The sequence below is a fragment of the Acinetobacter sp. Li1LvA2 genome (genome assembly GCF_056156705.1).
Map to the genome: position 1 here is coordinate 26,217 of NZ_JBSICF010000004.1, position 13,611 is coordinate 39,827.

Consider the following 13,611-nt stretch of genomic DNA (forward strand, 5'->3'; position numbering starts at 1 on the left):
AGATAATAGCATCGTCAATGAGATCAACTATTATGGCGCTCAATCAAATTTGGAAACAACAACTTACGCTTGTGACGTATGGTAATGAATACCTCCGTCAGAATTTAAGCTTTACCCAATGGCGACAACATCATATTTTTGACCACCATAGTTTTCAGTTTCGTGACTTAGCTTCTCAGCATTTACTCGCTCAACACTTTCAAGTTTGGCTAGAAGCTCTAAAAAAACAAGGTACCACTCAGCTCAGTTTACACTTATCAAGCCTGCTAAATGAAGAGCAAAATCCAAACAGCAACGTTGAGCTTTTGCCTTATACTCATTTTATCGTTAGCCATCAAAATGATAAGAAATTTGCATGGATTTTTGGCCATGAACTTGCTGAATGGTATAACAGTGATAATGAGTTTGAAGCTCCTGCTTCACAAACCTGTGAGCTTCGTTTAGAAACTTTCTGGCGTTTTGAACTCAATGAAAAATTATCAAAAAAAATTGAAGCTGATTTAAAAAATCCACCATGGCAAGAAATAGCTGACTTTATGGAGAGTGAATTATTTCGTAGTAAATATGCAGCAGGATTTGAAGAGCCAGAATTTCAAAAAGCTCATTTTGATGGTACAAACATTACGAGCCAAGAACCAAGACTTGCTTTAATTCCAGAGAACTATCTTGCAGATTATGCTCATCAGCTTTTATCTCGGACTCAAGCATTGGCTAATTATTTAGAACAAAAGAAACGCCTTGCAAATGATCCATTAGGAGAAGAACTAGACCAAGAACAACTCATCAATTTAAGAAATTTTACCCACAAAACTGACGACCTATTTGCAAAGCTGATTGTGAAAGCAGCAAATCACTATCAAACAGCTCAGATCGTACCTGTTGTTAAAGCCTCTCCGTTCGAGCAATCAAATGAAAATCCACAACATTTGAAATCTCATCACCATAAAGGTACTGGTTCAGGCGTTATTAAGCTGATTATTCTAACGATTATTATTTGTGCTCTGGCTTATTATTTTGGGCTTTAATCAAAATTACAGTTCCCATTGATAAAGTAATTCTGTTATTTCGAAGCTGAACTCAGGTAGTTCGGTTTCGCCAATTATTCTGGCTCCCATTTTTTCATAGAAGAAGCGACTCGGATTTTTGTTAAAGACTTCTAAACGAATAAAAGCATAACCTTGATTTAAAGCGCATTGATAGAACTTCTGGAATAACTCACGGCCTATGCCTTGTTTTTGAACTTCTCTTAAAAGATAAAAAGCAAGAATTTCAGCAATATTATTTTCTGGATTTAAATGACCATCGAGAAAGCCTTTCACTATTCCATTTTCAGAATAGATAAATAACTTATGATCAGGACTTTTGGTGATTTCTTTCCATAACTGTTCTTTATCTAGTACGTTAAGCTCATCCAATATTTCCTGCTTAAGCATACCTGTATAGGTTTCTTTCCAACACTGCACATGCACTTCTGCAATAGATAATGCATCCATAAAATTAGCTATACGAATTTCTGTTTCACTTAGTGATTGCAATTCGTTCCCCTCATATCACTACTTTTAAAGTGAAGCACCCATTTGTTTCATATAAACTTCTTCAGCTAAAAGCCACTCTCGAACATGCATTAAAGTAAAACCTAACAAATTTAAGCCTTGCCATTGAGATGGATTTTGAATATGTGGATGGTCTTGTGCCATACCAACTCCCCAAATTTTATCGACTGGAGATGCTTCAACTAAAATACGATCTTTTGTGGCTAATAAGAATTCTTTCAATTTATGATGCTGAGAGAATTTAGCAAAGTTCGCCTGTACGACAATGTCAAACCGATTTTCTTGCCATACCTGTTCATCATAATTACGCACTTTACGACCAAGCTGTTTCGCCTCATTCGGATGTTTAACCTGCAAGATCCGTGCAAAATTTTCTTCATCATTAAATAATTTTGCTTTTTGCGCCATCATATAGTGCTCAGCAGTAAAGTATTCATCACCTTCCACTTTAAATTGCGCAGGAAACCACTGGCTAAAACAGCTTTTATCAACAAGATCAGCTTGTTTGGGAGTATGCCCCCAGAAATATAAGTACTTAAACTGGTGGCCTTGCTGTACTTTTTGAATTAAGTCATTTAGAAATTTTTCGTCTTTCATCATTTATCTCTGATTATTTTCTCTTTTTTTAAATAGAACCACTAAAAATAAAAAAGACCGCTAAAAAGCGGCCTCTTTTTGAATCTCTAAGCTTATGCAGCTAATGCGCCTTTAGCTTTTTCAGCTAAAGCAGCAAATGCTACTGCATCATGCATAGCGATGTCAGCTAATACGCGACGGTCGATGATCACTTGAGCTTTTTTCAAGCCATCGATCATACGGCTGTAAGACAAACCGTTTTGACGAGCACCAGCATTGATACGCGCAATCCATAGAGCACGGAATTGACGTTTCTTTTGACGGCGGTCACGATAAGCGTATTGACCAGCTTTGATTACCGCTTGGAACGCTACGCGGTAAACGCGTGAACGAGCACCATAGTAACCTTTAGCGCGAGCAAGAATTTTTTTGTGACGACGATGAGCCACTACACCACGTTTTACACGAGCCATTTATAATCTCCTTAGATGTATGGGCACATACGACGAACTGAGTTCACGTCAGAAACATGAACCATTACACAGCCGCGTAATTGACGGATACGTTTAGCAGATTTTTTGGTCAAAATGTGGCGCTTAAATGCTTGTTTGCGCTTGAAACCGTGTGCAGTCGCCTTGAAGCGTTTAGCAGCACCGCGGCGAGTTTTCATCTTAGGCATAACAACCTCTTTTGAACACCTGTTCGGAACGTTTGCACCATTGCAAAAACGACCTGCAGGTAAGGGAGCCGATATTCTAAAGCATCCCAACTTAAAACAAAAGTAAAATGCTCATTTTTTGATAGTAAATTGTCTATTTTATATAAACGATATTTTCTATAATCAATTATCAAATTACGAGAAAATCCATAAAATCATCGCCTATAATAAGTACAATATCCTAAATTCAAAAGAATATGAATATACAAAATGATGCTTTCGCTGCATTACGGTATCGAGACTTTTCTATCGTTACGATCAATCAGTTTTGCTTAACGCTCGCAATTTTGATTCAAGAAATTATTGTTGCCTATTCATTATATCAAATCACCAAAGACCCACTGACTTTAGGTTTAATTGGACTTGCAGAAGCCATTCCTTTTATTGCCCTTTCTCTTTGGGGAGGCTATTTTGCAGATAGGTTTAATAAACAGATTATTATGAAAATCTGTTTATTTTTTGCGGTTCCCCTTCCCTTGGTTTTATGGTTACTTTTCCACTTACATGGTTTAGAGCATATCAGTGTTAGCTTCCTTTCTTGGGGCATTTATGCTGTTATTTTCGGTTTAGGAACAATCCGCGGTTTCTACAATCCTTCTGCAACATCTTTAAAACCATTTTTAATTCCACGCGAACTTTATGCAAATGGTGCGACATGGACAACCATTGGTTGGCAAAGTGGTGTAATTATTGGACCAATGCTGGGTGGTTTCATGCTTGCTTATTTAGGTAGAGAAACCAGCCTATTTAGCGTTGCTGTTTTACTTGGCATTTGCTTTATTTTAATTAACTTATTGCATAAACGTAATTTCCCTAAAATTGAAACTGACAATATTCTAGAAAGCTTAGGAGAAGGTTTCCGTTTTATCTGGAAAACCAAAATTGTTCTTTGGGCGATTTCTCTTGATTTAGCTTCTGTTTTATTTGGTGGCGTTATCGCGTTGTTACCAATTTTCGCAGAAGATATATTAAAAGTCGGTCCTGAAGGGCTTGGATATTTACGAGCAGCTCCATCTATAGGCGCACTTATCACGATGATTGCTTTGACTCGCTTTCCGCCAACTCAGCACGCATGGCGTAACATGTTACTTGCTGTAGCAGGTTTCGGAATATTTACTATTCTATTCGCCTTCTCAAAAAATATGTGGCTATCTCTTTTTGCTCTTGCTATGACAGGCGCATGTGACAGTATTTCTGTTGTTGTAAGACAAACCATTTTGCAAATTTTCCCACCAGAAAATATGCGAGGCCGCGTTGCTGCCGTAAACGGTATGTTTGTATCTTCAAGTAATGAATTAGGAGCCTTTGAATCAGGTTTAGCGGCTAAATATTTAGGCACGATTACCGCTACAATTTTTGGAGGCTGCATGACGCTGGTTGTTGTGACTTTCTGTTGGATCAAAACGAACGATCTATTTAAAGTTGATATCACCAGAAGCTCAGAAGATTAATTTAAATAGTTATAAATCAAAGCATCTTCGGATGCTTTTTTATTTTAAATAAAACCCATCACCACCCAGTAAATAAACAAATAGCGTCCTGCTTTGGCAATAATAACAATACCAAGGAAACGCCAAAAATTTTCTTTGAAGAGTCCAGCAACCAAAGTAATTGGATCGCCAATGATAGGTGCCCAACTCAAAAGTAAGGAGTAAAAACCATACTTATGATAAAAGCGCTGGGCTTGTTCTAAACGTTTTTCAGAAACTGGAAACCACTTTCGATGTTTAAACTGCTCTATCTTTAGGCCTAACCACCAATTGACACAAGAACCTAAGACATTACCCAAAGTAGCAGTACTGATTAAAAGCAAAGCTGAATATTGTCCCTTTAATAATAAGGTGACCAATACCGCTTCAGACTGTAGAGGTAATAATGTGGCAGCGCCAAAAGCACTGATAAAAAGCAAAAAGTAACTCAGCATAATCAATTACACCAAATGACTTTTTGCTTTAAGCATTTATTAAATCGAGGCAAGAAATTAAGCCACTTTAATCGATAATGCTTTCTGAACTGCTGGGCGTGCTGTTAAGCGGACAATATATTCTTGTACATATGGGTAATCTTCAAGTTGAATACCTTGCCATTCATAACGCAATATCCAAGGTAAAATTGCCATGTCAGCAATCGAGTACTCGCCTGCAACAAACTTCTGACCAATTAATTGTTTATTAAGTACACCATATAAACGTTTAGTTTCATTTACATAGCGATCTATGGCATAAGGAATTTTTTCTGCGGCGAAACGATTAAAATGATGATTTTGCCCAAGCATAGGTCCTAACCCGCCCATTTGCCACATGAGCCACTGCTCAACCTCAACTCGCTCTTGTTCATCATTTGGATAAAATAATCCAGTTTTTCGACCTAGATATTGCAAGATAGCACCCGATTCAAATATAGATATCGGCTCACCACGAGGTCCATTTTGATCAACAATCGCAGGAATTTTATTATTTGGAGAAATTCTCAGGAAATCTGGTTGAAATTGATCATTTTCTAAAATATTAATTGGGTAAAGGGTGTAATCCAGTCCCATTTCTTCTAAGGCAATTGTGATTTTATGTCCATTGGGAGTGCCCCAATAATATAGATCAATCATTCTATTTTCCTATTCATCGTTATCATGACTGCGTCTTGCGTTATATCATGTTTTAAGAGGAGCGATGAGATTTCCAACACTAAAAAACACATAAAATTCGTGAATTGAATTTCTTAAAAAAATATAGCAATTGTCTTAAATAAAACTGAACAAAGAAAAGTTAAGTGATATTTTTTATTAATATTAGAATAAAAAAAAGCACTGCTTTTGCAGTGCTTTTTTTTGAGTATTACTTTTTCTTTTTCGGTCCAAGTAACATACCCATTTGACGGCCTTCCATTTTTGGTGCTTGTTCCACAACCCCATACTCAGCCACGTCTGCTTCAATTTTTTGCAATTGAGCTAAGCCAAGTTGTTGATGAGCCATTTCACGACCACGGAAACGTAAAGTGATCTTCACTTTGTTTCCTTCTTCAAGGAATTTCAAAATAGCACGAAGCTTAACTTGATAATCACCAACATCAGTTGCAGGGCGCAGTTTGATTTCCTTCACTTGCACTTGATGCTGTTTTTTCTTCGCATCTTTTTGCTTCTGCTTAAGGTCAAACAAGTGCTTGTTGTAATCCATAATTTTACAAACAGGCGGCTCGGCGTTTGCAACGATCTCAACAAGATCAAGTTCAACCTCTTCAGCAGCACGCAGTGCTTCACTTAATGAAACAATTCCTTTTTGCTCACCTTCAGCACCGACGAGGCGTACTTCTTTTGCACGGATCTCATCGTTAATTGCTGGACGGTTGCTTTTTGCACCTTGTTGTTGGTTACGGTCAGGCTGTTTAATCTTTCTTACTCCACAATATACCGGCCGCGTTCGGCGACGGCAGACTTCACTAAGTCAATGAATGCATCTACTGACATAGTACCTAAATTTTTTCCTGAGCGCGTACGTACATTCACTGTACCTTCTTCAACTTCTCGATCACCAAGAACTAACAGGTAAGGAATACGCTCTAAAGTACGCTCACGAATCTTAAATCCGATTTTTTCGTTTCTCAAGTCAGAAATAGCACGAAGACCATTTTCTTTGAGTTTTGCTACGACTTTCTCACAAGCCTCAGCTTGAGAGTCAGTAATATTCATAACACATGCTTGTAACGGCGACAACCAAGGTGGCATGAAACCAGCGTAGTGTTCAATTAGTATACCAATAAAACGTTCAAAACTGCCAAGAATTGCACGATGCAACATAACAGGCTGATCACGATCATTGTCTTCAGTTACGTAAGACGCATCTAAACGCTCTGGTAAGTTGAAGTCACACTGAATAGTACCACATTGCCATACACGTCCGAGACAGTCTTTCAATGAGAATTCAATTTTCGGACCGTAGAACGCACCTTCACCTGGCTGTAATTCCCACTCAAGACCCGCTGCATCTAAAGCATCTGCTAAAGATTTCTCAGCCATATCCCAAAGTGCATCATCACCCACACGTTTTTCTGGACGTGTAGACAGTTTCATTTGCACTTCTTCAAAGCCAAAATCTTTATAAACATCTAAAGTGAGTTTAATAAAGTCTGCAACTTCTTGACCAATTTGTTCTTTCGTACAGAAGATATGAGCATCATCTTGTGTAAAACCGCGTACACGCATAATACCGTGTAAAGAACCAGATGGTTCGTTACGATGGCAAGAACCGAACTCGGCTAAACGAATTGGTAAATCACGGTAAGACTTCAAACCTTGGTTGAAAACTTGCACGTGACATGGGCAGTTCATTGGCTTAACCGCATAATTACGACTTTCAGAATGAGTCGTAAACATGTTGTCAGCGTAGTTTGCCGCATGACCAGATTTTTCCCAAAGCGTAAAGTCTACGATTTGTGGAGTTTTAATCTCGAGGTAACCATTGTCTTGCTGAACTTTACGCATGTATTGTTCAAGAACTTGATAAATCGTCCAACCATTTGGATGCCAGAACACCATACCAGGTGCTTCTTCTTGCATATGGAATAAGTCCAAGGCTTTACCAATTTTACGGTGGTCGCGCTTTTCAGCTTCTTCAATACGCTTAATGTACGCAGCAAGCTGTTTCTTATCAGCCCATGCTGTACCATAAATACGTTGAAGCTGTTCATTCTTCGCATCACCGCGCCAGTAAGCGCCAGAGATTTTTGTCAGCTTGAATGATTTTAAGAATTTGGTGTTTGGTACGTGTGGACCACGACACATATCCAAATAATCTTGATGGTAGTACAAGCCCATTTGTGTTTCTTCAGGCATGTCTGCAATCAAGCGTAATTTGTATTCTTCGCCACGTGCAGTAAATTCAGCAATTACTTCATCACGCGGTGTCATTTTTTTAACGACATCGTAATCTTGATCGATGAGCTTTTTCATGCGCTCTTCAATCGCGGCCATATCGTCTAATGTAAACGGACGAGGCATCCAGATGTCGTAGTAAAAACCTTCTTCAATGACTGGACCAATCACCATCTTGGCTTCAGGAAATAGCTGTTTGACAGCATGCCCTACAAGGTGTGCACAAGAATGGCGAATAATTTCAAGACCTTCTTCATCTTTTGGAGTGATAATTTGTAAGGTCGAATCTTCGGTAATTAAGTCACATGCATCAACTAAGCGATCATTTACACGGCCAGCAACAGTATTTTTTGCTAGACCAGGCCCGATACTTTGGGCAACTTCCATAACAGATACAGCGTGATCAAAACTCTTTTGATCGCCATTTGGCAATGTGATAATTGGCATAAAAAAATCCTTAAGGAGTGATGCCCTATACGAAGGAGCATTTCACCGCGAGATTATGATCGAGGCGAACCTCAAAATATAAAAACGGTGTAAATCAAAATTAAAAAACCTCAAAGATTTTACACTTGTTCAAGCAAAGTGAAAACCTTTGAGCCCACAAAATCATAAATACATTTTGCTTATCAGGTAAACAGCAATAAATGACTTAAAATATATTGGGAAGATTTTTTAAACACACTCAGCGCAAGTGGTTTAAGATGAAGAAAATAGCATTTTTGCTCATTTTCTGACTGAAGGGTATTTCTATTTAAGACTAAAGCATAGATGCTTTGATGAGTATTAAGTCATATTTTCAAAGAATGAATTAAAAATAGAACACGGAGTTGTTTACCATGGTTAGTGCTTATGATGAATTACCACGCACACCCGCAAACTTTGTTGCACTGTCACCTCTACGCTACTTAGAGCGTGCAGCCTATATTTATCCGAATCAAGCTTCAATTATTCATGGTAAGCGCCAAATTTCATGGAAAGAAACTTACCAACGTTGTTGCCAGTTTGCTTCTCAGCTCAAACAGCTGGGCATTGAAAAAAATGATACGGTGTCGATCTTATTACCAAATATTCCAGCCATGGTTGAAGCACACTTCGCAGTTCCAATGGCTGGTGCCGTACTCAATACACTCAATACACGCTTAGATGCAAAAACAATAGCTTTCATGCTGGAACATGCTGAAAGCAAAGTGCTTTTGGTTGACCCTGAATTTGTTAATTTGGCAAGAGAAGCCCTCTCTCTTATTCCTGACCAACACATTATTGTGATTGATGTAGCTGATGATGAATATGAAGGCGAAAATCAGTTTATTGGTTCTTTTGAATATGAAGAATGGATAGCCCAAGGCGATATTAACTTTGTATGGCATTTACCAGAAGATGAGTGGGATGCGATTAGCTTAAATTACACATCTGGAACTACAGGTAATCCTAAAGGTGTGGTCTATCATCATCGTGGGGCTTATCTCAATGCTGCAAGCAATATCTTAGCCTGTGGCATGAAACCTCGTGCTGTGTATTTATGGACATTACCACTTTTCCATTGTAATGGCTGGTGTTTTGCATGGAGTATCGCAGCCAGCGGTGGAACGAATATTTGTTTGCGCAAAGTCGACCCAGAATTAGTCATGCAACTCATTGCAGAACATAAGGTTGATTATTTCTGTGGTGCACCGATTGTTCTTTCAATGATTATTAACTTACCTAAAGAAAAACAAACCAACTTTGATCACCATGTTGAAGTGATGGTTGCTGGTGCAGCTCCTCCAGTTGCTATTATTGAAGGTATGCGAAACATGGGAATTAACGTCAACCATGTTTATGGCTTAACAGAAACATATGGTCCTTCTGCCTTGTGTGCTTCACAATCAGGATGGAATGAACTTTCAATTGCTGAACAAGCTCAGCTTCATTCCCGTCAAGGTGTACCCTACCCATTACAAGACAGTATGCGTGTGTTAGACCCCGAAACAATGCAGCCTGTCCCGAATGATGGACAAACCATGGGGGAAATTATGTTTCGTGGCAATATTGTCATGAAAGGCTATTTAAAGAACCCTCAAGCAACTCAAGAAGCTTTTGCTGGCGGATGGTTCCACACGGGAGACTTAGCCGTTTGCCATCCAGATGGCTATGCAAAAATTACTGACCGTTCGAAAGACATTATTATTTCAGGTGGAGAAAATATTTCATCTTTAGAAGTAGAAGATGTGTTGTATAGACACCCAGCTGTTTTAACTGCTGCCGTCGTCGCTAAACCCGATGCTCGTTGGCAAGAAGTACCCTGCGCATTTATTGAATTAAAAATGGGTGCCACAGCGACACCTGAAGAAATTATCGAACATTGCCAAAAAGAGTTAGCTCGCTTTAAAGTTCCTAAAGATGTGGTTATTACAGAAATTCCAAAAACATCGACCGGCAAATTACAGAAGTTTATTTTGCGAGAATGGGCAAAAGAACGTGCTGAGAATATATAAATAAAAAAGCGACGCCTTGAGCGTCGCTTTTTTATTTAAGCGCATTTAGCCTTGATCAGACAATAATGCGATTTGCTGCACATAGTTAACAAATTTAACTTTTGATGCCTCAATATCTGCTTCACTCGCCTGTTGAGTTTTATCGCGGTTTATTCTCAACACATGCTGACGCAAGGTGTGACGTTCCGATGCATTATAAATTTTACTAAATTCATTAATTGCAGGATCACCCTGCTCAATCATACGGTCGACCCAACGCATTAATTGAGCTTGTCTTTTCGCACCTTGCTGCGGGGTTAAATAAGACAAAATAATCGTCTCATCTTCATTGCGCAATAACTTACCAATACGTTGAAATTGGCGACGACGTGCTTCAAAAGAACTAATGTTCTGCACTTCCATTAAAGCATCAATTAAACGCTCATCAACTGGAAGTTTCTGAATTTGTTTAATAGAAAGTTGTGCGAGTTGCTCACCTAAAGCAGCCATGCGTTGCACTGCTTTTTTCTGTTCGGTTTTACTTGCACGTCCTTCTAAAGAACCGAAATCTTCTTCAGTATAACGTTGGGAACCACGTGCCACGATTAATCTGCCTCATAAAATTTTGCTGCGAATAACGCCAGTACTTCATTTAATGCCTGCTCTTCGTCGGTACCATCAATGACCAATCGCAAAGTGGTTCCTTTACCTGCACCTAACATCAGCAAAGACATAATATTTTTTGCATCTACCAAATGATCGCCTTTTCCAATCTGGATTGACGAACGAAACTTTGTAGTGACCTCTATCAGTTTTCCTGATGCACGAGCATGTAAACCGAGTTTATTAATTACATCAACAGTTGTGTCTATCATGACCAGTGCTTCATTTCTCTGTGTAAGACCTGAACAGACCATTCTGCCTCAAGTGCTTGTTTTAGTCTATCTACGATATAAACCGAACGATGTTGCCCCCCAGTGCAACCAATAGAAATCGTCATATAGTGACGATGTCCTTCAGCAAATGCGGGAAGCCATTTTTTTAAGAAGTGAAGAATATCATCAAACATTTCGTTTGCTTGCGGACTTGCTTCTAAAAATAGTCTTACTGGCTCATCCAAACCAGAAAAACGTCTTAATTCTAAATCCCAATGCGGATTTGGTAAATGCCGTACATCAAAAACATAATCGGCATCTAAAGGAATGCCATGTTTATATCCAAATGACTGCAATATGACAATAAGCTTATCTGACTGCCCCAATTTAGACAGTAAAATATGCTTTAAATCATGAACACTTTTATCCGTTGTATCAATATGAACCGTAGCACGGAACTGAATTGGAAGCAGTAACTGCTTTTCTTCATGAATACATTGCAACAGACTTTTAAAACGATTAGCTAATGGATGCGGGCGACGAGATGCACTAAAACGCGCAATCAAATCCTGATCTTGTGTCGTCAAGTAAATAACATCAACAGTTCCATGTCTTTGTAATTGCTCAAACACATGATCGAACTCTTGCATATCTGCCCGAGTACTTCTGACATCCACACCTAAAGCCAATTGCTCCAGATTATTTTCATGATCTAGCTTTGCCACAATTTCAGGCAGCAATGCCAAAGGCAAATTATCAATACAGTAATAGCCCAAATCTTCTAATACTTGAAGGGCCGAAGATTTTCCTGAACCAGACTGTCCTGTCACGATAAGTATACGCTTCATGGCATGGCTGTCCTTTGATCTCTTTTATTGGGGTGTAAAGGCAACTTCTAAATTATCAATCAAACGGGTTGCACCTAGTTTTGCCGCGACAAACAACACAATATCACGATCAAATTGAGTAGCAGGTAACAGATTTGTCTGACGAGCTTCGACATAATCAACAACAAAACCATTATCTGTCAACTGAGTTTTGATATCTTCTACAACTTGTTGCAAATCTTTGCCTTGATGTAACTGTTGCTCAGCCTGCTTCAAACTTTGATAAATAACCGGAGCAATCTGACGGTGCTCAGCGCTTAAATAACCATTTCTTGAGCTAAGCGCTAAACCATCTGCTGCACGAACAATTGGCACACCAATCACTTCTAAAGGAATATTTAAATCTTGTACAAACTGACGAATAACGGCTAACTGTTGGTAATCTTTTTGTCCAAAGAAAGCGTAATTCGGTTGCACAATATTAAAGAGCTTAGTTACAACCAGAGCGACACCATCAAAGTGTCCTGGACGTGAACTACCACATAAAGCATCTGTAATCTGGCTGACACTGATGTTTGTTAAACGTGGTTGTGTACCGTACATTTGCTCAACTGAGGGCGCAAAAATAATGTCACAGCCAACATCCGCAAGTAGGCGACTATCCTGCTCTAAAGTACGAGGATAGCTGTCAAAATCTTCGCCTGGACCAAATTGAGTCGGATTTACGAAGATACTTACAACCACAACATCACATAGCTTTTTCGCTTCACGAACAAGTGTGAGATGCCCTTCATGTAGATTTCCCATGGTTGGGACAAAACCAATAATTTTACGTGCAGCTCTAGCAGGATTTAAAGAAGCTGCAAGACCTTGTATTGTGGTTTCTGTTTTCATGAATTACAGCTCAACGTGAAAAGTATGTTCTTTAGCAGGGAATGACTGATCCTGCACAGCAGCATGAAAAGCTTTGAAAGCATCTAAAATGGCAGTTTCACCTGATTGTTCTTTCATAAAGTTACGTACAAAGCGCGCAACTCGACCAAAAGTTAGGCCCAACATATCTTGTACAACCAATACTTGACCATCAGTTGCATTACCTGCGCCAATACCAATTACAGGCGTATTTGGGAATAATTCAGCAATTTCTTGACCCAATTGAGCAGGAACACATTCAAGTAATAATACCGCTGCACCCGCCTCAACCACTGCTGTACAATCAGCAATAAGCTGATCTGCTGCTTCACGTGTTCTAGCTTGTAATTTATAGCCACCGAATACATGTACAGATTGAGGTGTTAAACCTAAATGTACACAAACAGGTACACCATTACGGGTTAAAACCTGCACGATTTCACTTAACCATGCACCACCTTCGATTTTCACCATTTGAGCGCCAGCTTGCATGACTGTTCTTGCATTTTGCAAAGCATCATTCAAGGTTGCATAACTCATAAATGGCAAGTCTGTCATAATCAAGGCATGCTGATTACCACGGCGCACCGCTGCCGTATGATAAGCCATATCTTCAACAGTTACTGGCAAAGTTGAATCTCGCCCTTGAATTGCCATTCCAAGAGAATCACCAATTAAGATTGTATCAATTTCAGCAAGTTCCATTGCTTTTGCCATGCTTGCATCGTAACAAGTTAGACAAGAGAACTTACGTCCTTCGGCTTTAAATTTTCTTAAGTCACTTAGACTAATCATGATGATATCCTCTACAGGAGTTTGCAGAACATAAT

16 protein-coding genes are annotated in these 13,611 nt (G+C 39.1%); 3 read left to right on the forward strand and 13 right to left on the reverse strand.

Annotated features, from left to right (window positions below; translation table 11 throughout):
* The first annotated feature begins 32 nt into the window (after positions 1–32).
* The gene (locus tag ACS604_RS09655; protein ID WP_474771523.1) at positions 33–1,025 is read left to right on the forward strand and encodes a hypothetical protein; all 993 of its coding nucleotides are present in this window, start codon (positions 33–35) and stop codon (positions 1,023–1,025) included.
* A gap of 6 nt (positions 1,026–1,031) precedes the next feature.
* On the opposite strand, the gene ACS604_RS09660 is transcribed toward ACS604_RS09655, so the two are convergent.
* The 4 genes from ACS604_RS09660 to rpmI form a co-directional block, all read right to left on the reverse strand.
* Positions 1,032–1,535, reverse strand: coding sequence for an N-acetyltransferase family protein (locus ACS604_RS09660; protein WP_474771525.1), 504 nt, complete (start codon positions 1,533–1,535; stop codon positions 1,032–1,034).
* A 24-nt stretch (positions 1,536–1,559) separates the two neighbouring features.
* Complete coding sequence (locus tag ACS604_RS09665; RefSeq protein WP_474771814.1) at positions 1,560–2,150, reverse strand: NADAR family protein; 591 nt, start codon at positions 2,148–2,150, stop codon at positions 1,560–1,562.
* 92 nt (positions 2,151–2,242) lie between these two features.
* Positions 2,243–2,602, reverse strand: coding sequence for a 50S ribosomal protein L20 (gene rplT / locus ACS604_RS09670; protein WP_000124858.1), 360 nt, complete (start codon positions 2,600–2,602; stop codon positions 2,243–2,245).
* Positions 2,603–2,613: 11 nt separating this feature from the next.
* On the reverse strand, positions 2,614–2,808 hold the full coding sequence (rpmI, locus tag ACS604_RS09675) for a 50S ribosomal protein L35 (RefSeq protein WP_003655048.1): 195 nt from the start codon (positions 2,806–2,808) through the stop codon (positions 2,614–2,616).
* A gap of 236 nt (positions 2,809–3,044) precedes the next feature.
* Between rpmI and nreB the strand changes: the two genes are divergently transcribed.
* Complete coding sequence (nreB, locus tag ACS604_RS09680; RefSeq protein WP_004794538.1) at positions 3,045–4,298, forward strand: nickel resistance MFS transporter NreB; 1,254 nt, start codon at positions 3,045–3,047, stop codon at positions 4,296–4,298.
* Between the two features lie 44 nt (positions 4,299–4,342).
* Here nreB and ACS604_RS09685 read toward each other — a convergent pair whose 3' ends face one another.
* From ACS604_RS09685 to thrS, 4 genes are all read right to left on the reverse strand, one after another.
* Complete coding sequence (locus ACS604_RS09685; RefSeq protein WP_004794540.1) at positions 4,343–4,771, reverse strand: YqaA family protein; 429 nt, start codon at positions 4,769–4,771, stop codon at positions 4,343–4,345.
* Positions 4,772–4,828: 57 nt separating this feature from the next.
* Entirely contained in the window at positions 4,829–5,449 is a 621-nt protein-coding gene (locus ACS604_RS09690) for a glutathione S-transferase N-terminal domain-containing protein (protein ID WP_353155687.1), read from the reverse strand.
* Positions 5,450–5,678: 229 nt separating this feature from the next.
* Positions 5,679–6,230: a translation initiation factor IF-3 gene (infC, locus tag ACS604_RS09695; protein ID WP_081399203.1), complete on the reverse strand. Its 552-nt coding sequence runs from the start codon at positions 6,228–6,230 to the stop codon at positions 5,679–5,681.
* Between the two features lie 5 nt (positions 6,231–6,235).
* Positions 6,236–8,158, reverse strand: coding sequence for a threonine--tRNA ligase (thrS, locus tag ACS604_RS09700; RefSeq protein ID WP_004794546.1), 1,923 nt, complete (start codon positions 8,156–8,158; stop codon positions 6,236–6,238).
* A 392-nt stretch (positions 8,159–8,550) separates the two neighbouring features.
* On the opposite strand from thrS, the gene ACS604_RS09705 reads away from it, so the two are divergent.
* Positions 8,551–10,188, forward strand: a complete 1,638-nt coding sequence (locus tag ACS604_RS09705; protein ID WP_474771536.1) for an acyl-CoA synthetase — start codon at positions 8,551–8,553, stop codon at positions 10,186–10,188.
* A gap of 45 nt (positions 10,189–10,233) precedes the next feature.
* Here ACS604_RS09705 and yjgA read toward each other — a convergent pair whose 3' ends face one another.
* The 5 genes from yjgA to panB are packed head-to-tail and all read right to left on the reverse strand — an operon-like array spanning position 10,234 to position 13,576.
* Complete coding sequence (gene yjgA / locus ACS604_RS09710; RefSeq protein WP_004794549.1) at positions 10,234–10,770, reverse strand: ribosome biogenesis factor YjgA; 537 nt, start codon at positions 10,768–10,770, stop codon at positions 10,234–10,236.
* Between the two features lie 2 nt (positions 10,771–10,772).
* Positions 10,773–11,042, reverse strand: a complete 270-nt coding sequence (locus tag ACS604_RS09715) for an HPr family phosphocarrier protein (RefSeq protein ID WP_013198928.1) — start codon at positions 11,040–11,042, stop codon at positions 10,773–10,775.
* Positions 11,039–11,890: an RNase adapter RapZ gene (rapZ, locus tag ACS604_RS09720; RefSeq protein WP_004794551.1), complete on the reverse strand. Its 852-nt coding sequence runs from the start codon at positions 11,888–11,890 to the stop codon at positions 11,039–11,041. The genes ACS604_RS09715 and rapZ overlap by 4 nt, the downstream gene beginning before the upstream one ends.
* Positions 11,891–11,914: 24 nt before the next feature.
* Positions 11,915–12,763 carry a pantoate--beta-alanine ligase gene (gene panC / locus ACS604_RS09725; protein WP_111855404.1) on the reverse strand — a complete coding sequence of 283 codons (849 nt, stop codon included), beginning with the start codon at positions 12,761–12,763 and terminating at the stop codon, positions 11,915–11,917.
* 3 nt (positions 12,764–12,766) lie between these two features.
* A complete protein-coding gene (gene panB, locus ACS604_RS09730) occupies positions 12,767–13,576 on the reverse strand; it encodes a 3-methyl-2-oxobutanoate hydroxymethyltransferase (protein ID WP_004794557.1) in 810 nt (269 codons plus the stop codon).
* Positions 13,577–13,611: the final 35 nt, after the last annotated feature.

What these genes read in the sequence shown, in the direction of transcription:
- ACS604_RS09655 (WP_474771523.1), top strand. Translation starts at nt 33, where the DNA reads ATGGCGCTCAATCAAATTTGGAAACAACAACTTACGCTTGTGACGTAT.
- ACS604_RS09665 (WP_474771814.1), bottom strand. Translation starts at nt 2,150, where the DNA reads ATGAAAGACGAAAAATTTCTAAATGACTTAATTCAAAAAGTACAGCAA.
- rplT (WP_000124858.1), bottom strand. Translation starts at nt 2,602, where the DNA reads ATGGCTCGTGTAAAACGTGGTGTAGTGGCTCATCGTCGTCACAAAAAA.
- rpmI (WP_003655048.1), bottom strand. Translation starts at nt 2,808, where the DNA reads ATGCCTAAGATGAAAACTCGCCGCGGTGCTGCTAAACGCTTCAAGGCG.
- nreB (WP_004794538.1), top strand. Translation starts at nt 3,045, where the DNA reads ATGAATATACAAAATGATGCTTTCGCTGCATTACGGTATCGAGACTTT.
- ACS604_RS09685 (WP_004794540.1), bottom strand. Translation starts at nt 4,771, where the DNA reads ATGCTGAGTTACTTTTTGCTTTTTATCAGTGCTTTTGGCGCTGCCACA.
- ACS604_RS09690 (WP_353155687.1), bottom strand. Translation starts at nt 5,449, where the DNA reads ATGATTGATCTATATTATTGGGGCACTCCCAATGGACATAAAATCACA.
- thrS (WP_004794546.1), bottom strand. Translation starts at nt 8,158, where the DNA reads ATGCCAATTATCACATTGCCAAATGGCGATCAAAAGAGTTTTGATCAC.
- ACS604_RS09705 (WP_474771536.1), top strand. Translation starts at nt 8,551, where the DNA reads ATGGTTAGTGCTTATGATGAATTACCACGCACACCCGCAAACTTTGTT.
- ACS604_RS09715 (WP_013198928.1), bottom strand. Translation starts at nt 11,042, where the DNA reads ATGATAGACACAACTGTTGATGTAATTAATAAACTCGGTTTACATGCT.
- rapZ (WP_004794551.1), bottom strand. Translation starts at nt 11,890, where the DNA reads ATGAAGCGTATACTTATCGTGACAGGACAGTCTGGTTCAGGAAAATCT.
- panC (WP_111855404.1), bottom strand. Translation starts at nt 12,763, where the DNA reads ATGAAAACAGAAACCACAATACAAGGTCTTGCAGCTTCTTTAAATCCT.
- panB (WP_004794557.1), bottom strand. Translation starts at nt 13,576, where the DNA reads ATGATTAGTCTAAGTGACTTAAGAAAATTTAAAGCCGAAGGACGTAAG.